The organism is Flavobacteriales bacterium (assembly GCA_016715895.1).
GTDB lineage: Bacteria > Bacteroidota > Bacteroidia > Flavobacteriales_F > PHOS-HE28 > PHOS-HE28.
The window spans coordinates 791,994-812,988 of the sequence record JADJXH010000003.1 but is presented as its reverse complement, the minus strand read 5'-3'; the positions used below and the strand labels follow the sequence as shown (position 1 = coordinate 812,988).

20 protein-coding genes are annotated in these 20,995 nt (G+C 65.4%); 7 read left to right on the top strand and 13 right to left on the bottom strand.

All coding sequences use genetic code 11. From position 1 onward, the window contains the following. Positions 1-13: 13 nt before the first annotated feature. Genes IPM49_03735 through IPM49_03715 form a run of 5 tightly spaced genes read right to left on the bottom strand, consistent with a single transcriptional unit; the run spans position 14 to position 3,094 of the window. Positions 14-769 (bottom strand): shikimate dehydrogenase, encoded by a 756-nt coding sequence (locus IPM49_03735; protein MBK9273634.1) that lies wholly within the window; start codon positions 767-769, stop codon positions 14-16. 14 nt (positions 770-783) lie between these two features. Further along, complete coding sequence (locus tag IPM49_03730; GenBank protein ID MBK9273633.1) at positions 784-1,440, bottom strand: VTT domain-containing protein; 657 nt, start codon at positions 1,438-1,440, stop codon at positions 784-786. Positions 1,441-1,482: 42 nt separating this feature from the next. Then, a complete protein-coding gene (locus tag IPM49_03725) occupies positions 1,483-2,250 on the bottom strand; it encodes an arylamine N-acetyltransferase (protein ID MBK9273632.1) in 768 nt (255 codons plus the stop codon). Positions 2,251-2,252: 2 nt separating this feature from the next. Next, positions 2,253-2,681: a (4Fe-4S)-binding protein gene (locus tag IPM49_03720; GenBank protein MBK9273631.1), complete on the bottom strand. Its 429-nt coding sequence runs from the start codon at positions 2,679-2,681 to the stop codon at positions 2,253-2,255. Then, entirely contained in the window at positions 2,678-3,094 is a 417-nt protein-coding gene (locus IPM49_03715; GenBank protein ID MBK9273630.1) for an OsmC family protein, read from the bottom strand. Before IPM49_03715 ends, IPM49_03720 begins: the two co-directional genes overlap by 4 nt. Before the next feature lie 68 nt (positions 3,095-3,162). Here IPM49_03715 and IPM49_03710 point away from each other — a divergent pair, with 68 nt between their 5' ends. Beyond that, positions 3,163-4,596 (top strand): HTTM domain-containing protein, encoded by a 1,434-nt coding sequence (locus IPM49_03710; protein ID MBK9273629.1) that lies wholly within the window; start codon positions 3,163-3,165, stop codon positions 4,594-4,596. 3 nt (positions 4,597-4,599) lie between these two features. Here IPM49_03710 and IPM49_03705 read toward each other — a convergent pair whose 3' ends face one another. The 3 genes from IPM49_03705 to IPM49_03695 are packed head-to-tail and all read right to left on the bottom strand — an operon-like array spanning position 4,600 to position 7,269. Continuing rightward, complete coding sequence (locus IPM49_03705; protein MBK9273628.1) at positions 4,600-5,250, bottom strand: outer membrane lipoprotein carrier protein LolA; 651 nt, start codon at positions 5,248-5,250, stop codon at positions 4,600-4,602. Positions 5,251-5,309: 59 nt separating this feature from the next. Continuing rightward, on the bottom strand, positions 5,310-5,792 hold the full coding sequence (locus IPM49_03700; protein MBK9273627.1) for an SET domain-containing protein-lysine N-methyltransferase: 483 nt from the start codon (positions 5,790-5,792) through the stop codon (positions 5,310-5,312). A 46-nt stretch (positions 5,793-5,838) separates the two neighbouring features. After that, positions 5,839-7,269 carry a spore maturation protein gene (locus tag IPM49_03695; GenBank protein ID MBK9273626.1) on the bottom strand — a complete coding sequence of 477 codons (1,431 nt, stop codon included), beginning with the start codon at positions 7,267-7,269 and terminating at the stop codon, positions 5,839-5,841. A 141-nt stretch (positions 7,270-7,410) separates the two neighbouring features. On the opposite strand from IPM49_03695, the gene IPM49_03690 reads away from it, so the two are divergent. Further along, on the top strand, positions 7,411-8,301 hold the full coding sequence (locus tag IPM49_03690; protein MBK9273625.1) for a flagellar motor protein MotB: 891 nt from the start codon (positions 7,411-7,413) through the stop codon (positions 8,299-8,301). 328 nt (positions 8,302-8,629) lie between these two features. Here the strand turns inward: IPM49_03690 and IPM49_03685 are convergent, their stop codons facing one another. Continuing rightward, complete coding sequence (locus tag IPM49_03685; protein ID MBK9273624.1) at positions 8,630-8,809, bottom strand: hypothetical protein; 180 nt, start codon at positions 8,807-8,809, stop codon at positions 8,630-8,632. Positions 8,810-8,954: 145 nt separating this feature from the next. On the opposite strand from IPM49_03685, the gene IPM49_03680 reads away from it, so the two are divergent. The 4 genes from IPM49_03680 (at position 8,955) to IPM49_03665 (ending at position 11,679) form a co-directional block, all read left to right on the top strand. Then, entirely contained in the window at positions 8,955-9,458 is a 504-nt protein-coding gene (locus IPM49_03680) for a hypothetical protein (GenBank protein MBK9273623.1), read from the top strand. Between the two features lie 108 nt (positions 9,459-9,566). Continuing rightward, positions 9,567-9,851: a hypothetical protein gene (locus IPM49_03675; GenBank protein ID MBK9273622.1), complete on the top strand. Its 285-nt coding sequence runs from the start codon at positions 9,567-9,569 to the stop codon at positions 9,849-9,851. 54 nt (positions 9,852-9,905) lie between these two features. After that, positions 9,906-10,100 carry a hypothetical protein gene (locus tag IPM49_03670; GenBank protein MBK9273621.1) on the top strand — a complete coding sequence of 65 codons (195 nt, stop codon included), beginning with the start codon at positions 9,906-9,908 and terminating at the stop codon, positions 10,098-10,100. Positions 10,101-10,167: 67 nt separating this feature from the next. Then, positions 10,168-11,679, top strand: a complete 1,512-nt coding sequence (locus IPM49_03665; protein MBK9273620.1) for a sulfatase-like hydrolase/transferase — start codon at positions 10,168-10,170, stop codon at positions 11,677-11,679. Between the two features lie 292 nt (positions 11,680-11,971). On the opposite strand, the gene IPM49_03660 is transcribed toward IPM49_03665, so the two are convergent. From IPM49_03660 to IPM49_03645, 4 genes are all read right to left on the bottom strand, one after another. After that, positions 11,972-12,340, bottom strand: a complete 369-nt coding sequence (locus IPM49_03660) for a type II toxin-antitoxin system VapC family toxin (GenBank protein ID MBK9273619.1) — start codon at positions 12,338-12,340, stop codon at positions 11,972-11,974. Then, positions 12,330-12,527 carry a hypothetical protein gene (locus IPM49_03655; protein ID MBK9273618.1) on the bottom strand — a complete coding sequence of 66 codons (198 nt, stop codon included), beginning with the start codon at positions 12,525-12,527 and terminating at the stop codon, positions 12,330-12,332. Before IPM49_03655 ends, IPM49_03660 begins: the two co-directional genes overlap by 11 nt. 371 nt (positions 12,528-12,898) lie before the next feature. Beyond that, positions 12,899-15,508 carry a DNA translocase FtsK gene (locus IPM49_03650; protein ID MBK9273617.1) on the bottom strand — a complete coding sequence of 870 codons (2,610 nt, stop codon included), beginning with the start codon at positions 15,506-15,508 and terminating at the stop codon, positions 12,899-12,901. A 119-nt stretch (positions 15,509-15,627) separates the two neighbouring features. Further along, positions 15,628-16,305, bottom strand: coding sequence for a hypothetical protein (locus tag IPM49_03645; GenBank protein MBK9273616.1), 678 nt, complete (start codon positions 16,303-16,305; stop codon positions 15,628-15,630). Positions 16,306-16,625: 320 nt separating this feature from the next. Between IPM49_03645 and IPM49_03640 the strand changes: the two genes are divergently transcribed. Next, a complete protein-coding gene (locus IPM49_03640) occupies positions 16,626-20,954 on the top strand; it encodes a gliding motility-associated C-terminal domain-containing protein (protein MBK9273615.1) in 4,329 nt (1,442 codons plus the stop codon). The last annotated feature ends 41 nt before the right edge of the window (positions 20,955-20,995 follow it).

Below are 20,995 nucleotides of genomic sequence, written 5' to 3'. Positions count from 1 at the left end.
ACGTTTACTGCGTTCAGGCTCCACCCCAGAACCGCCACGCCGCCTCCGCCTGCTCCCGCAGCATCACCATACCGTTCTCCACCGCCGCGCCGGCCTCCCGGCCGCGCCGCAGAAAAAGAGTCTCCTCCGGATTGTACACCAGGTCAATGAGGTGGTGTTGCTCCGTGAGCGCCTCGTAGGGCAGGGCAGGGGCTTCGTCCTCCTTTGGCCACATGCCCAGCGGCGTGGTGTTGATGATCAAGCGGCACACACCCACCACGGTGCGGTCCACCAGATCCCAGGTGAGGTCACCCCGCTCGCGGCTGCGGCTCACCACCCGGAACCGTAGACCGAGTTCGCGCAGCACGTAGGCCACGGCCCGGCTCGCACCGCCGCTGCCGAGCACCAACGCACGCGGCCGTACGGTGCCGCCATGTCCCAGCACCGTGCCCAGGTGCGGACCGATCAAGGCCCGGAACCCATCGATGTCCGTGTTGTGGCCGATCCAATGACCATTCCGGATCCGGATGCAGTTCACCGCGCCCACGGCCGACGCCTCGGCGCTCAGCCCGTGCAGGAGCGGGATCACCGCCTGTTTGTAGGGGATGGTGACGTTCAAGCCGCGGAGCGCGGGGCGCGCTGCGAGGAGCCCGGGCAGTTCATCCACCTGGTCCAGCTCGAACAACTCGTACTGCGCGTCGGGCTGGCCTTCGCGGGCGAAGATGGACGCGAAAAGCTCCGGAGAGCGCGAATGGCCGAGCGAGCGGCCGATCAACCCGTACTGTGCCACGCGGTGCTCAACGCTCAACCGGCCGGGTTATTGAGCCGCTGGCGGATCAGTTCCACCACCATGGGCAGAACGCTCAACCCGATGATGCCCAGGATCACCGTTTCGTAGTGCTTCTGCACGAAGGGCAGGTTGCCGAAGAGGTAGCCCAGCAGCGTCAACAGGCCGATCCACAGCGCGCCGCCCAGCACATCGTAGGGCAGGAACTTCCGCCGGTAGTCCATGGCACCCACGCCGGCCACGAAGGGGGTGATGGTGCGCACGATGGGGATGAACCGCGCGATGATGATCGTCTTCACCCCGTACTTCTCGAAATAGGCGTGCGTCTTGTCCAGGTCCTTGGGTCGCACCAAGGCCCGGCCGAAGAGCTTCCAGCCCACCACGTGTTCCCCGAACCAGCGGCCCACAGCGTAGTTGATGTTGTCGCCCAGCACCGCCGCCACAAAGAGCAGGGCGATGAGAAGGCCCAGGTCCAGCATGCCGCCTGCGGCCAGCGTGCCCGCCACAAAGAGGAGCGAATCGCCCGGCAGGAAAGGCATCACCACCAGACCGGTCTCCACGAAGATGATCCCGAACAACAGGGCGTAGATCCATGCGCCGTGATCGTGGATGAAGACCGGCAGGGTCTCGTTGAGGTGCGTGATGAAATACCAGAACTCCTGGATGATCTCCATGGGGTGGGATAAGGCGGGCAAAAGTAGCCGACGCCCTCTTGCTCAGAGGAAGGCTTCCGGCACCGTCATCCCGAAATGCGTCCACAGCGCCTCGCGGAACCCGGTCTCGTCGTGGCTGCGTTCCTCGCGCGAACCGTTGCGCGTGAGGATGGTGCGTCGCTCCGTGAGGGTGACGCGCCCGTCGTCCCGGGCCAGGCTCACCACCGTGCGTTGGGTGAAGTGGCTGTGCGGCGAGGTCTGGTGGTGCCGGCACATCGGGGCGAAGTCCGCGAAGGGATGGTCGTCCGTGCTGAAGCGGTACACCGGCACATCGCCGCGGCCGTTCGTGCGCTTCAGCACCAGCTGTCCAGAGCCATCGTGGTGGAAGCGGAAGGTGCGCCCGTTGTCCACCAGGGGCTCATCCACCCGCAGTGGCAGCGGGTCCATGAACAGGTCGCCGAAGCCCACATCGGCCAGGTAGCGGTCCTCGCCCACGGTCACCAGCAGCGCCATGTGGTCGAAGGGTGGGCCGAAGCGCTGGCGGCGCTGTTCGTACACCTGGCCCTGCACGCGTGCCAGCGTGTAGCCGAGCCGTTCCAGCAGTTCGGCGAAGAGCCCGTTCAGCTCGTAGCAGAAGCCGCCCCGGCGCTGCCGCACCACCTTGTCGAAGAGGCGCTCCACATCGAGCTCGATGGGGATGCGCGCCCGGATGTGCAGGTTCTCGAAGGGCACGGCCAGCAGATGCGCCCGGTGCAGGTGCCGCAGGTTCTCCAGGTCGGGGCGGTCGATCCCGCGTGAACCGATGCGTTCCAGGTAGTGCCGCACGTCCATGCTCAACCGATGAAGCCCTGCGCGCGGTGCGACCCGTCGCACCACGGCTTGTTTCCCGAGTGGCCGCACCGGCACAGCGCGCAGCGCTCGGCGCGCTCCTCCGTGCGACCGTCCGGATGCTTCACCACCACCTTGCCATGCACCAGCAGCGGACCGTTCGGGCTCAGCTCGATGGAGACCCCGGATGTGGCTGCTGCGGCCGGTGTCGCCGTCGGGGCCTCGTCGCGCAGGCTCAGGGCTCCGCTGGGGCATTGCCGCACCTGGGCGACGATGCGCGCGGTCTCCGCGCCATCGGGCTTGATCCACGGCCGCTCCCCGGGCTTGAAGACCTCCGGCAGGCCGGTCCAGCAGCGGCGCGAATGCGTGCACAACGACGCCTTCCACACGATGGTGACCTCGCCGTTGGTGTAGGTGTGCTCCTTGTCGCTCATGGTCGTTCGGCGATGTGGATGTGGATCGGGTTCAGCAGGGTGCGGTGCACCGGGCATCGGGTGGCGATCTGCATCAGCCGCGCGCGCTGGTCCGGATCCAGCCCGCCCTCGATGCGGATGTCCAAGTGCAGCTGCGTGTCCACCGCGCCCTGCGCCGAGGTGCGGTCCATCCGCGTCTCCACGCTCAAGGCCGTGAGCGGCCAACCCTTGCGGTCGGCGTACATCCGCATGGTGATCAGCGTGCAGCTGGCCAGCGCGCTGCAGAGCAGCTCATGCGGCCGCGGACCTTCGTCCAGCCCGCCGTCCTCCCGCGGTTCGTCGGCCACCAGCGTGTGGCCCCGCATGGTCAGGCGGGTGGTGTAAGGGGCTCCGTCGAGCCGCGCGCCGATGGTCAGGTGCCTTCCTTCCTCCATCCTGCAAAGGTGCGGGTTCCCATGCGCACCGTGGTGGTTCGGGACGGATCGTGCATCTTGGATGCGCCATGACCGCCATTTCCCGCTGGACCGACCGACTCTTCGAGCACACGGATGCCCGTGCGCTGGCCTTGCTCCGCATCCTGATGGGCGGGCTGCTCTTCTACGAGATGTCCTATTACCACAGCATCCGGCTGGTGGACATGGGCCTGGTGGGGCCGAAGGTGCTGTTCCCCTATGAGGGCTTCACCTGGGTGCGGCCATTCGGCAAGGCCGCCATGGACGCCATCCTGGCCACAATGGCGTTCAGCAGGCTCGCGATCGCGGCCGGTCTCCTCTATCGCGTGGCCACCGTCCTGTTCTTCGCGGGCTTCACGTACGTGCTGCTGCTCGATCGCTGCATCTACAACAACCACTTCTACCTCTTCGCCCTGCTTGCGTTCCTGTTCACGTTGATCCCCGCGCATCGCGCGTGGAGCCTGGACCGCCTGCTCTTCAAGGCAAGGATGACCAGCACGACCGTGCCCCGATGGTGCTGGTGGGCCCTCCGGCTGCAGGTGGTCATCGTGTACTTCTACGGCGGCATCGCCAAGATGAACCCGGATTGGCTCGTTCACATGCAGCCCATGCGCTCGGCCCTGGAGGCCGCCGCCCGCGGTGGGGCGTTGGAGGGGCTGCTCACCTCCATGCCGGTCGTGGCCTTCTTCACCTACGGCGGACTCCTGTTCGACCTGGCCGTCGGCCCCCTGCTCTGGTGGAAGCGCTCCCGTCGGTACATCCTGCCCTTCGTGCTGCTCTTCAACCTCACCAACCACCTGCTCTTCGACGATATTGGCGTCTTCCCCTTCTTCATGATCGCCGCCACCATCCTGTTCTTCGACCCCGAGGAGGTGGCCGCCTTCCTGGACCGCAGAGGAGTGCGTTCGGGCGGCGCGCCTTCCGCTCCGGCATCACCTGCGGTCCGTGGTACCGTGCTGGCGCTGCTCGCCGGGTACTTCACCTTCCAGCTGCTGTTCCCGCTACGCTGGCTGCTGCTGCCCGGGGATGTGGACTGGACGAGCATCGGCCAGCGGTTCAGCTGGCGGATGAAGGTGTCCACCCGCGACCCCTTGCGCATCGCCTATTTCGTGCACGATGAGCAGGGCAACAAGCGACCTGTGGCGCTTGATCGCTTCATCAACAACATGCAGGCGAACGTGAGCGCCTACGACCCCCGGGTGGCGGTGCGCTTCGCTCGTTGGATGAAGGAGGAGATGGCCAGGCGCGGCTTTCCGAACGTGCGCGTCACCTCGGAGATCATCATCCGCCACAATGGGCGGCCTGCTCGTTACCTGTTCCCGCCCGATGAGGATCTGGCTGCCATCCAGCCGGACCTGGGGCATCCGGAGCGCTGGGTGCCCCCTCTTGAACCCGGGCCCGAGCACAGGGTCCCGCCCTCCGAGCTGGAACGCATCCGGCGTGAGGCCGCCATCCCCGCCCGACGACCGGTCCGCGCGCGCTGAGGATCAACGCAGGTCGTTCACCTCCACGCCGGGGTGCTTCGCCTTATCGAAGGTGAACAGCGCGTCGGCCAGGTCCACGTTCGGCGCGAACCGCTTCAGCGTGTAGGTGACCTCGTTCCCATCCTTGTAGAGCACCTGCACGCTGCGGGGCTCCACCTTGGCTTTGTCCACCACAAGCACCACGGTGTGGAACGGCTTCTTCGTCGGATCGATGGGGAACAGCTTCACGGTCTGGACCACCGCACCGGCCGCGTCGGGGGCTTCACTGACGAACTGGCTCTTGAAGCCGGTTTCGTACATCGTGAACAGCTTGCTGGGGTCGAGCTCCTGGTCCATCTCCGCGGCGCTGTTCAGCGAAACTTCGTTGGCCTCCTTGTTGTAGGTCCACAGGGTGACACCGTCGCTGATCACCGTGTTCTTGTCCAGCACCAGGTTGAACTTCTTGCCCTTCACCTTCACGGTGCCCTCCTGCTTCACATCCAGCTTGCCGGCCTTGTTCACCAGGCGGCTGCTGAAGTCGGCCTCGAAGCTCGTGTACCCCTTGTTCTTGGCGATCAGGCGGTCCATCACCGCCTTGCTGCGGGGGTCGTCCTGGGCGTGGGCAGGGGGAGCGGCCAGCAGGCCGATGGTCAACAGGGTCAGCAGGGTTCTCATGGGGCGCGAAAGTACGCCGACCCCCTTGGCAAGTGCCGTGCCAGGATGACGCCCGGCCGTCAGCGCTTCGGCTTGAGCATGGTGCCTGTGCACTTCGGCGAGCCGCATCGACAGGCCCAGATCCGCTTCAACGCGTTGGTGTGCCGCTCCTCCAGGACGATGCCGTAGTCGTAGGTGAGCTCCTCGCCGGGTTTGATCGCCCGGAGCGCCTCGATGATCACCTTGTCCTTCTTCGGGTCGCCCCCCTCGTCCTCGTGCACCAGCGCTTCGCAGTTCGGCGCGCAGCTGTGGTTCAACCAGCGCGCGATGTTGCCCCGCACGTTCGCGTCGAGGATGTACTTCTCGTTCAGCGTGAACAGGAAGGTGTGGCCGCTGGTCACATCCCCCCCGTGCTGCCGGTCGGCCTCCGCGTGCGTCACCATTTTGCCCTTGTACTGCACGATCAGCTCCCCTTTGCGGATGGGGGCGATGGCGAACACGCCGTTGCCGTGGATCTTGGAACGGCGCCGCTCGATCTTGTCCTCTGCGTATGGCTTGCCCATGGGTGTGAGTGGGCCGCAAAGAAAGCGCTTCACCGGCTCCGCCCGGTCACCCGAAGTAGATGCTGCACACGAACACCGCCGTCACCACACAGACCAGGTCGGCGAGCAGCATCACCCACAGCGTGTACCTGCTGTCCTTCACGCTGACGCTGCCGAAGTACAGGGCCACCACATAGAAGGTGGTCTCGGCGGCGCCTTGGAACAGGCAGACCAGCTGGCCGGTGAGGCTGTCCGGTCCGTAGGTCTTCATGGCGTCCAGCAGGAAGCCGCGCGAGCCGCCCGCGCTGAAGGGGCGCATCAGCGCCACGGGCACCGCGTCGATCACCGCCTTGTCCACGCCCACCGCGGCCATCGCGGCCGAGAGCCCGTCCATCACGATGCCCATCAGCCCGCTGTTGCGGAAGATGCTGAGCGCCGCCAGCATGGCGATCATGTACGGCAGCACCCGCAGGCCCGTGGTGAAGCCGTCCTTCGCTCCGTGCACGAAGGAATCGAACATGTTGGTGCCCTGTTCGGTGAAGTGCTTCTCCTTCCACAGGGCGAAGCCCACGATAAGCCCGATGATGCCCAGGAGCATGCCGTTGCTGAGGTTGTCCGTGAAGTGGAACTTGTGCACGCCCGTCAGGCTTGTGATGTAGGCCATCAGCACGCCGATGATGACGCTGATGCCCAGCACGAAGGCCATCACCGGCAGGTTGAACAGGTTGATGCGCTGCTTGAAGGCCACGAGGAACAGCGCGGCCAATGTCCCCACGAACGAGGTGATGATCAGCGGGATCATGATGTCCGCCGGGTTGGCCGCGCCCATGGCCGCCCGGTAGCCGATGATGCTCGTGGGCAGCAGCGTGAGGCCCGCCGCATGCAGGCACAGGAACATGATCTGGCCGTTGGTCGCCCGGTCCTTGTCGGGGTTGTCCGCCTGCATGCTCTCCATGGCCTTCAGGCCGAAGGGCGTGGCCGCGCTGTCCAGGCCCAGGAAGTTGGCCGCGAAGTTCAAGGTCATGAACCCGTAGGCCGGGTGGTCCTTCCGCAGGTCGGGGAAGATGCGGTGGAACACGGGCGACAGCACCCGCGCCACCTTCTCCATGGCGCGCGCGTCCACCAGCAGGTTCAGCAGCCCGCAGAAGAAGGTGAGGTAGCCGATCAGCGGCAGCCACAGGTCGGTGAGCGTGTTGCGGCAGGTGGGGAAGAGGCCGTCCGCCGGCACCGTGCCCACGCTCACCTTCACCACGCCCGCACCGTTCACGGTGTACAGGGTGTCGCCCCGCTGCACGCCGGTGGTACCGGCAGCTCGCAGCTCCGCCAGCAGCGCCGTGCCTGCGAGCGCATGGGTGTCCAGCTCGTTCACCAGCATCGGCTCGCCCTGCCTGCCGTTCACCAGCGCCCCCAGCCCGTATTGGCGGCCGCTGAACAGCATGGCCATGATGTAGGCGATGCTCAGCAGCAGCATCCAGGTCCAGAAACGGCTCAACGCCATGGCCGCAAAGAAGGGCACCCCGACCCTCCGTTGCCGGTTCCCCTGCGCCGGACCGTGAACAGGTGCCTGTGGACGGGGCGTGGTCTTTTCCCGGATCCTTCTTCGCGCGCCCTCTAGCTTTGACCCATCCACCCCTTCACCATGACGCGAGCCACCCTCATCACCGCCGCCCTCGGCGCGCTCCTGCTGGGCTCCACCAGCTGCGTATCCAAGAAGAAGTACACCGCCCTCACCCTCTCCAACGAGACCCTCAAGAACAAGCTCGACGAGTGCAACCGCGGGCTCGACGGGTGCCGGAGCGAGAAGGCCGTGCTGGAAGCGCGCCTGGCCGAGCTGCAGAACAAGAACGAGCACCTCAAGGACCAGGTGGCCCAGTTGAACAACACCAACGCCGCCCTGCTCAACAACGTGGACCAGATGGCCACCCTCAGCAAGCAGGAGGCCGCCAACCTGGAGAAGTCGCTGGAGCAGATCAAGGAACAGGACCTTCGGATCCGCACCCTGCAGGACGCACTGACCAAGAAGGACAGCGTCACCCTGGCCCTGGTCGTCAGCCTCAAGAGCTCCCTGGGCAACCTCAACGACACGGATGTGGTGGTGAACGTGGAGAAGAGCGTCGTCTTCATCGAGCTCAGCGACAAGATGATGTTCCGCACCGGCAGCACCGAGCTCTCGGCCCGCGCCCGCGAGGTGCTCGGCAAGGTGGCCACGGTGCTCAACGACAAGCCCGACCAGGAGGTGCTGGTGGAGGGCCACACCGACAATGTGCCCATCAGCCGCGAGTGTTTCAAGGACAATTGGGACCTCAGCGTGTCCCGCGCGGTCACCATCACCCGGGTGCTGCAGGACGACTACAAGGTGGACCCCGCCCGCATCACCGCCGCCGGCCGCAGTGAGTACCTGCCGCTGGTGGGCAACGACACGCCCGAGGGGCGCTCACGCAACCGCCGCATCCGCATCGTCATCCTGCCCAAGATGGACCAGTTCTTCGGCATGATCGAGGATGGTCTGAAGATGGCCTCCGGCCAATGAGCCGATCGGATGCACCGCATGAGAACGGCGCCTTCGGGGCGCCGTTCCTGCCTTCGTGGATATCCTGGCGGAAGTAGAACGTGATCGCGGTGAGGTCCAGTGGGAGCGGGCCGGCCGCCCAGCCGGCCGAAGGCCAGGAGAGGGGTAGAGGGCATCCGCGAGACCACGCCGAGCAGGCTTCCGGTCTTCTGGACCCCGCGCTTCTTCATGCGCGACGGCGCCTTTGCTCTACTAATACCGCGGTGCAAAGGAACCGGTGGAGCTTCGCCCACGGCGTGTGGACCGATGGACCGGGCCTGCCATACGCCGAACGTTCAACCGCCGCCGTTCAGGATCCGCGCTTGGCCCGCGCCTGGTAGATGGCCGCGGCCACCAGACCGGCACCGAGACCGATGAAGAGTCCGGCCGTCAGCTTGTTCAGCAGGAAGCCGACGCCCATGCCGATGAAGAGGCCGCCGGCGATCAGCAGGCCACCGTTCTTTTTGATCTCGTTGTCAGGGGATGCCATGTTCGGGCGGTTGTCCCGAAAGATGGCAAGGATCGGTGGAAGTTCCACGCGTGGGCCGGACGTCCTGTCGACGCGCGAGCGCCGTTGGTCGAAGGAACGCCACCGCGTGTCCCGGTGCCCGTATCCCCGATCAACACCCGACCCCATGCAACACCGCAACCACCTCCTGCCCGCGCTCGCCGCCTGCCTGCTGCCCTTCTCCGCCGCCCAGGCCGATCCACCCCCGGCCCCGCTCGCGAGCACCACGGTGGAGCTCATCGGCTGGCTCCATGTGGAGGCCCTCAGTTTCGACCAAGCCACCGTGGAGGTGCAGGTGGGGGGCTCCGTGCACACCGCCCCCGTATCGCGCACCGGTCGCTTTGATGTGCTGCTGCCCGCCGATGCGGAGGTGTTGGTGCGCTTCGAGCATCCCGGCCACCTCAGCAAGGAGGTGGTGGTGGACACCCATCACGCCGAGCGCGGACCCGATGGAAAAGGACCGCGGCAGCTCCGCATGGGCGTGGTGCTCGAACTCGAGAAGCGCATGGGCGGCCTGGCCTATGCCGGTCCCGTGGGGCGCCTGGCCTTTGATGCGCAGGGCGGTTGTGTGGCCGTGGAGCATACCCGCCGACTGACGCCCCCCCGCCGCAGCAAGGCCGTGGTGTTCTGATCGAACGGCGACCCAGGGTCAGCGGCCTCCGACCAGTTCGGGGGCCGCTGGCGTTGGTGGGTGATCGTCATCAGGGCCGTGGGGGCCACCCGTGCCCACCTTCGGGCCATGCAAGCGCGGGCAGCGTTGATCGCGATCAAGGCCGTACACACCGTCATCTGGGTGGTGCTCAGTGCGGTCATCTACTACCTCCTCTACGCCGTCATCGCCGACCGCATCGACCGCTGGTTCTGGATGGGCCTGGGGCTGGTGGGGCTGGAGATCATCGCACTGCTCCTCTTCCGCTTGAGCTGCCCGCTCACCGTGGGGTGGCTCGAAGTACCTCGAACGGATGGCGCGCGAAGCGATCGTTCGCCCAGACAAGGCGTGGCGAAGCAAGGATACTGGAACTAAGTATCCGGCTGAGCCAGAACGAAGTATGGGCGAACGAGGGCAAGCAATAGCAACGTGCGGACGCGTTGGATCGCGCCGCCGGAGCGAGGTACTTCGAGCCACCCCGTGGTGGCCCGTCGTTACTCCGACTCCCAGCGCGCCAACTTCGACATCTACCTGCCCGAGTGGCTCGCCCGCCACAACAAGACCATCTACTCAGTGATCATGGGCGCGGTGCTCGTGGGGATGGTGTGGCGGTTGGTGGGGTAGGGGACCGCACGGGCAGGATGACACCCACGGATCAAACCCCGACCTTGTTCGCCTGTCCTTCCCTGCGATGCGCCACCTCCTTGCAAGCACCCTCTGGGCCGTTGTCCTGTCCGTCAACGCCCAGCAACCCAATATCCTGTTGGTGATCGCGGATGACCTGGGGCTCGATCCCGTTCCCGGTTACGCACCATGGGTTGACAAGGCGGCCATGCCCAACCTGGAGGCGCTCATGGCTCAGGGCCTCACCTTCGACAACGTGTGGGCCGACCCGCTGTGCTCGCCCACACGCAGCACGATCATCACAGGCCGGTACGGTTTCCGCACCGGTGTGCTCAATCCGGGCGACCTGTCCCTGCTGCCGGCAGGAGAGACCACGCTTCATCGGCACCTCTCGGACCTGAACAGCGGTTATGCCTCGTGCATCATCGGCAAGTGGCATCTGGGCGGCCAACAGCCCGATCCCACCTACCCGAACATCATGGGGGTGCCGCACTTCGCAGGGATCCTGAGCGGTGCGGTGAGCAGCTACACGTCCTGGTCGCTGACCGTGGACGGGGTCACATCGCCCTCCACGGACTATGTCACCACGGCGCTCACCGACCGCGCCATCGACTGGATCGACCAACAGACCACGCCTTGGTTCTGCTGGCTGGCCTACAATGCACCGCATACCCCGCTGCACCGGCCGCCGCTGTTCCTGCATCAGCAGGGCCCCTTGCCCGTCCACCCGGACAGCATTGCGGCGAACCCCATGCCTTACTACCTGGCCATGGTGGAAAGCGTGGACCATGAGGTGGACCGGCTGCTTGCGTCCCTGACAGCCGCGGAGTTGGCCAATACCGTCGTGCTTTTCATCGGCGATAATGGCACCAGCCCGGACGTCATCCAGGTCCCTTACCCGCCGAACCATGCCAAGGGTACGCTCTATGAGGGCGGTGTACGCGTTCCGCTCGTCATCGCCGGCCCAGGGATCACCAGGGCAGGCGAACGCGAAGCGGCCTTGGTGAACACCACGGACCTCTTCGCCACCATCGTGGAGCTCACGGGCCATGCGCTTCCCGCCTATGAGGACAGCCGGAGCCTTGTGCCGCTGTTCACCCAAACCGGTCAGACCGTGCGCAGCTGCCTCTTCGCCAACGTATCCCAGGGTGCGGTGAGCGGGCATGCCATCCGCGATGAGCGCTGGAAACTGATCGACCTCGATGACGGCACCCAACAGTTCTTCGACCTGCTGAACGATCCCTGGGAGAGCACGGACCTGCTCCTTGGCGGACTGAACACGTCCGAGCAACAGGCCTATGACGCGCTCCAGGCCGCCTGTCAGCCGGCGACCGCGGTACCGGAACAGGCTGGTCCATCCACCTTCACCGTGATCCCGAACCCTTCCACCGGACTGGTGACCGTGCAAGCCCCTGCTTCGGCGCCGATCGAGGTGCGCATCCATGATGCCGCCGGATCCCTGGTTCGTGCCCTACGCATCACCACCACCATGGACCTTACCGATCTTGAGCCTGGTTTCTATTTCATTACCATGGAGCAGGGTGGGCAACAAGGGGTCGTCCGGTTCGTGAAGCTGTGAACGTTCGCGGATGGTGGGTCAGGTGAAGGGTGGGGGAGGCCCATCTGGTTCCAGCGTCATCCCCACCTCTGGAACGGATCCCGTCAGCCGACCACGCGTTCTCTGCGCCTTGGCGCCTCTGCGGCTCCTGATTCAGAATCCCCCCACGCCCGGCCCCGCCGCCACAACAACACCATCTACTCGGCATCTTGGGCATGATGTGGCGATTGGTGGCGTATGGGGAACAACCACCCGGTCATGCGGCTACCAAGCGGGAGGCGATCATGGTCTCGTGTGGCGCCGGTGACCAGGGTCAGAGCGACCGGATCTCCATCTCCCCTTTCAGCCGTTCGAAACCACCATCCGCAGTAAGCAATGGAAGGTTCAAATGCAGGGCAGTGGCGGCCACCAGCGCATCGGCGAATTTCAGACCGTGCTTGCGCCTCAGTGCGGCAGCCATCTGTTTGATGGACGGGTTCACGTCGCTGATCCGGAAGTTCGCCATGGCCGCCTGAATGCTCAGCAGGTCCTTGGCGCTCAGCGTTGCTTTGCTCTGCAGTTCGATCTCGGTTACGAACGAGATATGCACCTCGACATCCTGTAGTGCTCGGGTCGCATCGGCTCGTCCCCCTAAGTGGTAGACGAGCACGTTGGTATCTACCAGCAGCCGTTCAACGGTCATCACGCCACTGCTTCATGTCCTCGGCCACCAAGCTGGCAAAGGCAGGCACGCTTCCCGCGTACTTCTTGGCGTCGTAGGGCTTTGCGAAGGTTGTCGCCTTGCGGGTCTTCACCGCCTTCTTGGGTGCGATAGCCTTGCTGCGTGCAGCACGCTTGCCTTTGGGGGGGCGCTTGGTCTTCGTTGCCATGCTCGAAAGATAATCCGATGTCATGCCACACTGAAGAGCTACGCTTCTGCATCGTGTCCAAGACTCGCGGCCATTGACAGGGTAGGGGAGCCCATCTGGTTCCAGCGTCATCCCCACCCCCGGAACCGCCGCTGCACGTTGAGACAGTCGTTCGAGTAGTTCACAGAACAAGCCGGCCACTCAGGATCAACCAAAGCAACGTTATTGCGCCGAGCGTGGCCCATCCCAGTTTCGTATAGAGCACCATCCTCAATCGTGCCGGCTTGTCCTTGGCGCGATACAACATGAAGACGCTCCCTGCGATAACCAAGACCAAGAGCACACACAGGAGCAACTTGGACATCAGGGGGTAGCTGCAATGATGAGTTCGTTCAGAATCCCCCCACCCCCGGCCCTGCCGCCACCCCCTGGTTCAGGTGCGCGGCCAACGCGGCCTCGTTGGGGATCATCACGCGGCGGGCCTTGCTGCCCTCGAAGGGCCCCAGCACGCCGGCGGCCTCCAGCTGGTCCACGATGCGGCCGGCGCGGTTGTAGCCCAGCTTCAGCTTGCGTTGGATGAGGGAGGTGGAGCCCTGCTGGGTCTGCACCACCAGGCGGGCGGCCTCCTCGAACATGCTGTCGCGCTCGCCGTCGTCCACATCCAGTTCGCCGCCCTCTTCCGTGGGCACCTCGGGCAGGATGAGCGCGTCGGGGTAGCCGCGCTGCGCACCGATGAAGTCGCAGATCTTGTCCACCTCCGGCGTGTCCACAAAGGCGCACTGGATGCGGATGAGGTCGTTGCCCGTGCTCAGCAGCATGTCGCCCCGGCCGATGAGCTGCTCGGCCCCGCCGCTGTCCAGGATCGTGCGGCTGTCCACCTTGCTCGTCACCCGGAAGGCGATGCGCGCCGGGAAGTTGGCCTTGATGGTGCCCGTGATGATGTTCACGCTCGGTCGCTGCGTGGCGATGATCAGGTGGATGCCGATGGCACGCGCCAGCTGGGCCAGGCGCGCGATGGGCGTCTCCACCTCGCGGCCCGCGGTCATGATCAGGTCGGCGAACTCGTCCACCACCAGCACGATGTAGGGGAGGTAGCGGTGGCCGTTCTCCGGGTTCAGCCGGCGCTGGATGAACTTGCTGTTGTACTCTTTGATGTTGCGCACCTGCGCGTCCTTGAGCAGCTCGTAGCGCTCGTCCATCTCGATGCACAGGCTGTTCAGCGTGGCCACCACCTTCTTGGTGTCGGTGATGATGGCCTCGCCCTCGCCGGGCAGCTTGGCCAGGAAGTGCCGCTCGATCTTGTTGAAGAGGGTGAGCTCCACCTTCTTCGGGTCCACCAGCACGAACTTGATCTGGCTGGGGTGCTTCTTGTACAGCAGGCTGACCAGGATCGCGTTCAGACCCACCGATTTGCCCTGGCCCGTGGCACCGGCCATCAGCAGGTGCGGCATCTTGCTGAGGTCCGTGACGAAGGTCTCGTTGCTGATGGTCTTGCCCAGCACGATCGGCAGGTCCATGCTGGTGTTCTGGAACTTCTCGCTGGCCACCACCGCACGCATGCCCACCACCTGCGGCCTGCTGTTGGGCACCTCGATGCCGATGGTGCCCTTGCCGGGGATGGGTGCGATGATGCGGATGCCCAGGGCGGCCAGGCTCAGCGCGATGTCGTCCTCCAGGTTCTTGATCTTGCTGATGCGCACCCCGGCCTGCGGGATGATCTCGTACAGCGTGACCGTGGGGCCGATGGTCGCCTTGATCTTGTCGATGCCGATGTTGTAATGCCCGAGGGTGGCGACGATCCGGTCCTTGTTGGCCTCCAGTTCCTCCTTGGTCACCGTCACCTCACCCGTGCCATGGTCCACCAGCAGGTCCAGCGGCGGTAGCTCGTAGCTACTGAGGTCCAGCGTGGGGTCGTACTCGCCGAACTCCTGCAGCTTGGCCTCGATCTGGTCCTCGGTGAGCACCTTATCCTCGGCCGCGGCCACCACGCTCATGCCGTCCACCGCGATGGGCACGGCGGGCAGGATGGGGTCGGCAGGCAGCTCATCCGGCGGAGATGGGGTCACATCCAGCTCCAGGCCGGCCGCGGGCTCCAGGCCCTCCACCTCCATCCCGATCTCCTCCTCCAGCGTCGGCTCGGGCTCTTCCACGACCTCTTCCAGTTCCTCGACCTCCGCTTCGTCCGGTCGATCCGTCCCCATGACCTCGGCCACCGGTTCCGTGGCCGGGGCGGCCGGCTCCGACACGGTCTCCGTCCGCACGCGGTTGGCCTTGATCTCCACCGGTTCCTCGGTCACCGCACGCTCCACCGGAGCTGCGGTCCGACGCTGCATCAGGGTGGCGAGCCAGCTGAAGTTGGGATCGAATACCGCGGTGAGGACGGCCCCCAGGCTGAACAGCAGCAAGGCTGCAGCGCCGAAATTGCCCAGCAGGCCGGTGAGGTGGCCGTTCACCGTGTAGCCGAGCGCACCGCCCAGGAACGCGAGCTCGCCACTGCGGAACGCGAAGGCCAGGGCTGCTGGCAGCCAGAAGAGGGTCACCGCGCTCCAGGTGAGGGTGCGACGCACCGGCAGCAGCCAGCTGCCCACCAGGATGCGCAGACCGCCCAGGAAGCTCCACAGCACGAAGACGAAGGCTGCCACACCGAACCAGCTGCGGATGAACTGGTGGCTGACCAAGGCACCCAGCTTGCCCAGCCAGTTGTCGGCCTCCACCTCGCGGCTCAACAGGGCGCCCCATGACCGGTTGGTGAGGTCCTGGTCCGCGCGCCAGGTGAACAGGTAGCTCACGAAGGCCACCAGCAGGTAACCGCTCAGCAGCACCAGGAAGAGGCCGAACACCTTGTGGGTGCGCCGGTCGGCCACGAAGGCCCTGGTGCGGGACCACCAGCCCGGTCCGGCATCACGCGGCTTGTTGCGCTTGGTGGCGCGTTTCGGGGTCTCCACAGGGGCATCGTCCTCGGAGGACCTCACCCTGTTCTTGCGTTCGTTGGCCACGGGCATCGGGCCCGCGCGGGCTGGAGCGCGGGTCGTTCAAAAGTACCGGGGGGTATTCCCCCCAACGGACCGCGGCGTCCGGCTATTATCAACAGTTCCGAAGGAAAACCCGAAGCCGCTGGGCCTCAGAGGCTGAAGGTGCCCAGCACCTCCTGCAGTTCATGGTCCAGCACGGCCGGCGGCACCTCCTGGTAGCCCTCTTTCTGGGCGAAGCGCGCAGCGTCCACCTTGCCGGGGGTCACGGCCACGGCGTCCAGCCGCATGCGCATTCCGTATTGGACCATCTCGTAGCGCAGCAGCACCCCGGGTATCTCCTGGAACGGACCGTACCAGTTGGGGTCCTCGATGCGGATGCGGTCGGTGTAGTACAGCTCGATCTCCGGCTTGTCGATGCCCCCGAACACGGCCACGGCCTTCTTGCACGGGTATCCGGCGATCGTATCCACCTCATTCGTGTAAAGGATCGTGAGGGCCGGCTTCTCCTTGTTGAAGGTCAGCATGTCGCGAGGCTGCAACCGGCTTACCAGCTTCTTGCTCAGCAGGCTCAGGTGGTAGTCCATCTGCTTCCGGCTGTTGTCCGTCACGATGGCCGTGCGGAACACGCCCATGCCGGCGCTGAGCTCGGCCACCTGCTTGTCCTGGGTGAAGGTCACGGTCGTCCTTTCCGGTAACATGCCGGCCATCAGGCCGTTGGGGTCGTAGTCCGGAAAGGTCAATGCATACTCGATGACCCCTTCCGCCACACGCTCCTCGAGCAGGTTCCGGCTGCAGCCGTTGCCCAGAAGGGCAACGGCAAGCAGCATCACGGAATACGGTCGTCCAAACAGGTCCATGGGTCGCACTGAAGCAATGACAGGTGGCCTTCGTACGGCGAACAACACGGCAAGGTTGCCCCCCGGTCCGTCCTGCGCGATCACTTCCAAGGTGTCCGTCGCTTCGGCGACCGATCGGTCCATGCGTCTCCAGCGCCATCCTCGCCGTGTACACGGAGCACGGGAGTTCGCGATGGAGCCGCAGGGCTGCTTCCTGGACCTTCATCCGCTTCGTTTCCAGTGCTTCCGGGCGCCCTCCGGTCGGCTTATTCGCCTTGGTCAGCTTGAACGCCAGGAGTACCTTCGGGTGGATGAGGCGCATTCAGCGGGTCCTGATCATCTGCGCATTGTGCGGGCTGCACATCAGGTCCGGCGCGCAGACGCATTGGTCGCGCACGATCGCGTCGCCGAGCGTGGAGCATGTGGCGGACGTGGTGGTGGCGCCCAACGGTGACCTGTTCGTCACCGGTGAGTTCAGCGGTGCGGCCACCCTAGGCGGACAGACCCTGCTCGCGGCCGGATCGACCGATGCGTTCATCGCCCGGCTCGATCCCAACGGCGTTCCGATCTGGGTGCAACAGGCAGGAGGCCCCGGCCTGGACCGTGGGCTCCGGCTCGCGCTGGGAGCGAACGGCCGGTTGGTCGTGGTGGGGCAGTTCATGGCCACGGCCGAGTTCCAGGGGAGCCTGCTCAGTTCACAAGGTGGCTCAGTGGACCTGTTCGTGGCGAGTCTCGACGCGGCCACAGGACAGCAGCAGTGGGTGACAGCCGGTGGCGGCTTCACCGGCTATGATCGGCCCGCCGGCGTTTCGGTGGCTCCGAACGGTGATGTGATCGTGGTGGGGGAGTTCCGCGAGTCCTTCACGTTCAACGGCACAACGATCCAGAGCACCATCGATCCGAACACCCTGCTGCCCGGCACCGACGTGTTCATCGCGGCGATGACCGCCGCAGGGACGCCGCTGTGGACCAAGCAGGGGGTGGCCCCGGCGGATGATGCGGCCACGGCCGTGGTGCATGATGCGGCGGGCGCAGCGTATGTCCTCGGCCAGTTCAGCGACACCATCGCCTTCGATCAGTCGTACCTGAACACCTGGGATGATGCGATCTTCCTATTGAAGGTGGACGGTGCCGGGCAGGACCTGTGGTTCCGGCGCTGCGGAGGAGCGGCGGTGAACCGCGGTGCGGACCTGCGCTGGAGGGCGGGCGATGGTCTATTCCTGCTGGGCGAATTGCAGGGCGTGATGAGCTTCGAGGATGGAAGCCCGGACCAGGTGACCGAGCTTGATCCGGAGAGCTACTTCATCCTGCGCGCCGATGCGCAAGGCCAGTTCATCGGGGCCGCGAGCAGGGGTTCGCAGAGCGATGTGGAGCCCGTGCGGCTGGCGCTCTCGGCCGATACCATCGCCGCGTACGGCACGTTCACCTGCCAGTTCACCGATCTGGCCCAGGCGTATGGTAGCGGGGTGTTCCTCGCCGTGGGTGCACCGGACCTCTTCATCGCGCGGCATCGGGTGGGTGACCTCTCCTTCATCGACGCCCAGCAGTTCGGTGGGGCAGGGGAGAAGCGCGCAGGCGGGATCGTGGCCCAACCCGATGGAGAGCTGGTCTTCAGCGGGTCCTTCGACCAGGTGCTGGTCATCCCTGGAGACTCCACGTTCGATGCTTCGCTCACCTCGCCCGCGGGGCTGGTCGTTTCTCCGCAATCCCCGGGCTATTGCGGGGATATCCACTATGACCTGTATGCGGGCGAGGCCAGTGCCGGGCTGTTGGACGGGTTCATCACACGGGGCTTTGTCAGCGGCCGATCGCCCTATGACATCTGGGAACGGGTCGGGGGGGGCTGCGACCGCAGCGCGGGGTCCTTGTGCGTCGGCGATTTCGATCCGTTGTACGCCCGGATGACGGACACCTGCTTCACGGCGCACACGCAATGCGGTCCGTTCTGGTTGGGCATCGATACCACCTTCAGTGTCACTGTCGACGACCTGGACGGTTCGTACGATATCGGTCCGCCGGTGCAGTTCCAATGGAGCACGGGCAGCACGACGGACAGCACCTTCGTCGGAGCGTCCGGCCCTGTGTCGCTGTCGGTGAGCTTCTCCAATGGCTGCTTCACACTGGGTGAGACCGTGTTCGCCGAGGTGCTGGTCTTCCCGGATGTCCCATTGATCACGGATTCCAAGGGGTACAACATAACGGCCTTTCCTGCCGATAACGACGTTGAGCTGTGTCCGGGGGACAGCGTGACGCTGACCTGCGACAACTACACGGGCGGCCCGTTCAGCTACTGGACCGATGGGGACACGGTGATCCAGCAGCAATCCTTCGTCACCGATACGGCAGGCATGTGGACCTTTCATGTGGAGCTGCCGAACGGGTGCGAGGCGGAGAACTCCGTGAACGTGGTCGTTGTGGCCTACGATCCGCTGCCGGCGTTGGTGCTGGACCTGCAGCACGAGTTCCCGCAGGACCTGGACGGCAACGACAGCCTGGTGCTCTGCGGGATCGGGCTGCTCGACCTCGGGCTGAACTTCACATGGACGGAGAACGGCCAACCGTTCCCCTTCGATCCAACGCTGAACTACACCTTGTCCACGCTCGGTTTCCTGCAGTTGGAGCTGTTGGATACCACGGATGTGAGCACCGGGCTCTTCCCACCGCAGCAGAACGGTTGGTTCGTGCTGCACACCAGCGTGTTCGTCACGAACTATCCGTGCCCGGACACCCTGGCGTTCCTGTTCACCGACAGCATCCACCTCACCTTCGCCGATCCGGGGCCACCTCAACTGACCCTGACGGCACCGCCCTTCCTCTGCCCGGGCCAGTCGGCGTGGCTGGTGGCCGATTGCCCCACCTGCTTCGATTGGTTGTGGATCGGCCAGCAATTCCTGGCGATCGATCAGGACAGTGCGCAGGTGTCGCAGCTCGGGTACTACGCGGTGCAGGTGACGGCCGTGGACAGCAACGGATGCCCGAGCCAGGCCTACGCCGATGTGTTCCTCGATGGCCCTCCCTTGCCGGAGATCCTTGTGGTGCCTGAAGTGCTCTGTCCGGACAGTGGGGTGACGCTCATCGGCACCGTGCCCGGGGTGTACAGCTGGTTCGGCCCCAACGGCGCGCTTCCGGACACCACCATGATCACCTATGCGACCGATCCCGGGCTTTACTACTGTGATGTGATGACGGACCAGGGATGTGCGGTCCAATCGCCCCCGGCGGAGGTCTTCCCCTATGCCCCCCCCTTCCTCAACCTGCATCCGGACTCCACGCTATGCGGTCCCGCGGACAGCGTGCTTCTACAGGTGGCCGCGGACGCCGTGAACAGCATCACCTGGGGGGCGCCCTTGAGCGGGAACGATCCGCTGCAGGTGGTCCATCAGCCCGGCCTCTACAGCGTGGAGGTCACCTCGTGCGGCATCACGACCATTCTGCAGGTGGAGATCAGCGGGGTGCCGCCCGTGGCGCAAGTGCTCACACCGGGTCCGTTCACGCTCTGCCCTGGCGACAGCGTGCAGCTCGCGGTGGTCCCCTTGGGTGGTGGTGCGGTGTGGTGGCCCGGAGGTCTCATCGGTGAGACCATCTGGGTGAGCCAGCCCGGCAGTTGGTCGGCCGTGGTCTTCGATGCGGGTGGATGCTCGGCCGCGTCCGATACGGTGGTGGTGGAGGCCGCGACCATCACGGATCCGGTGGGCGCGGCGGATACGGCGGCCTGCCCGGGCGATGTCGTCGACCTCCTGGCGCAAGGCTCCGGCGTGCTCACCTGGTACGCGGATGCTTCGGGCCAGCAGGTGCTGGGCACCGGCCCCTCCCTCATGGTCACCGTCCCGAGCGGTGGCCTCGTGGTGTATGTGGGACAGCAGGAGGGCGGTTGCACAACGGCCCCGGTGCCCGTATCGGTTCAGGCGCTGAGCGTTCCGCCTTCAGCGGTGCTGGACACGCCGTGGGTCTTCTGTGCCGGGGAGACCGCCGTGCTGAACGCTTCGGGTCCGGCCGGCGCCACCTATGGATGGACGACCCCGGGGGGATCCGCGACCGGGCCCGGCATCCTGATCGATCCCGTGGCCATCGAGGACGCTGGCCTGTACACGTGTGTGCTCACCGCGAACGGATGCACAGGACCTGCAGCTTCCGGTGAACTGGTGGTGATCCCCGGCAGCATCATCGACTTCGCCCCGATCACAGGCTGTTCGGGCACCCCGGTGTGGATCGTGCTGGGACCTGGCTTCAACGAGATCACCTGGGCCCACGGCCCCGAAGGGGACAGCCTGCTGGTGAGCGTTCCGGGGACCTACAGCATGCAGGCGATCGGGAGCGACGGCTGCAGGACCAGCGGTTCCGTGCAGGTGAACTTCGACCTGTGCGACCTCATCGTGCCGAACGTCTTCAGCCCCAATGGGGACGGGGTCAACGATGCGGTGGTGCTGGACGCGCCTTGGGGCGGTACGCTGACCTTCGAGGTCTTCAACCGGTGGGGGCAGCGCGTATACCTGGGCAGCGCGGCGCACGTGGAATGGAACGGACGCAGCGGGTTCAGTGGTGAGCCGGTCCCGGAGGGCACCTATTTCTACATCCTGGACGTGGACAGTTATATAGGTGAGCGGCACAGCCAGCAGGGATCGCTGCAGTTGTTGCGTTAAGGTGTACGTGTTCCATCTGGCGGAGGCGCGATCTTGGATCT